This is a genomic window from Massilia pinisoli (assembly GCF_024753285.1).
Lineage (GTDB): Bacteria > Pseudomonadota > Gammaproteobacteria > Burkholderiales > Burkholderiaceae_D > Telluria > Telluria pinisoli.
Genome location: NZ_JANUGW010000055.1, coordinates 1 through 1,350, shown reverse-complemented (window position 1 = coordinate 1,350; position 1,350 = coordinate 1). Strand labels below are relative to the sequence as shown.

The window sequence follows — 1,350 nt, the reverse complement described above, 5'->3', positions numbered from 1 at the left end:
ATAGTGGACCCCGAATTTGAGACGGTGGTTTAAGCTGTCGTCCGCGAAAGGATGACAGCGAATGAGTGAAGGTAAAAAACGCAGGGTGCACAGCGCCGAGTTCAAGGCCAAGGTCGGGCTGGAAGCGGTGCGCGGGGTGAAGACGATCAACGAGATCGCGCAGGAGCACGACGTGCATCCGCAGTTGGTGACGCAGTGGAAGAAGGAGATTCTGGAGAACGCCGGGGCGTTGTTCGACGTCAAGCGCGGGCCGAAGCCGGTGGACGAAAGCAGTCCCGAGGACAAGCTGTACAGCGAGATCGGCAAGCTGAAAATGCAGGTGGATTGGCTCAAAAAAAAGCTTGGGGAATGAGCCCTGCCGAGAGGGCACGGTGGATTGCGCGGGAAGACAAGATGCCGCTGACGATGCAGTGCGAGCTGGCCGGCGTGCCGCGTTCGACGGTGTATCGGCGGCTGGAAGCGGTAACACGCCAGGCATGCATGAACGAGGAAGACGACCGACTGCGCGCCCTGATCGACGAGGAGTACACCAGCCGGCCGTTCTACGGTAGCCGGCGCATGGCGGTGTTCCTGCGGGGTCGAGGACGCCGGGTCAATCGCAAGCGCGTGCAGCGCCTGATGCGGGAAATGGGACTGGCGGGCATGGCGCCGGGCCCTGCAACCAGCAAGCCGCATCCGCGGCACAAGGTCTATCCCTACCTGTTGCGAGGGGTAGCGGTCACGCGGCCGAATCAGGTGTGGAGTACGGATCTGACCTATATCCGCCTGGCGCGTGGCTTTGCCTACCTGGTGGCGATCATCGACTGGTACTCGCGCCGGGTGCTGGCCTGGCGCATCAGCAACAGCATGGACGCGTCGTTCTGCGTGGACTGCCTGGAAGACGCGCTGCGCCACCACGGGAGGCCCAAGGTATTCAACAGCGACCAGGGCTCGCAGTTCACCGGCGATGCCTTCACCGGCATGCTCAAGCGCGAAGGCGTGGCGATCAGCATGGACGGGCGCGGACGGGCGCTGGACAACATCTTCGTCGAGCGCTTGTGGCGCAACGTAAAGTACGAGGACGTGTACCTGAAGGGCTACGCCAACATGGCCGAACTGACAGTCGGCCTGGCGCAGTACTTTGCGTTCTACAACGCCGAGCGACCGCATCAGGCGTTGGGCTACGAGACGCCGGATCATGTCTACCGCGCCGGTGTCGGAGGCGGTGCGCTGATCGTCGACAAGTTCGGCGACGCGGACCTGGAGCAAGAAAAAATCGGCAGTACGGGGCAGCGCCGGGCAGCTGCTGAAGTGGAAACGGACACAGCTTAAACTAGCCGGCTGAGTGTCTTGACTGATGGGTCCACTTTA

The 1,350-nt window shown here is 62.4% G+C and carries 1 protein-coding gene; it reads left to right on the top strand.

All coding sequences use genetic code 11. The features are described 5' to 3' along the window. Positions 1 to 61: 61 nt before the first annotated feature. Positions 62 to 1,311, top strand: a protein-coding gene (locus tag NX784_RS28705; RefSeq protein ID WP_370662984.1) for an IS3 family transposase whose coding sequence is annotated in 2 segments (ribosomal slippage) — positions 62 to 347 and positions 347 to 1,311 — 1,251 coding nt in all. Because the reading frame shifts where the segments join, the coding sequence is not laid out codon by codon here. Positions 1,312 to 1,350 lie beyond the last annotated feature (39 nt).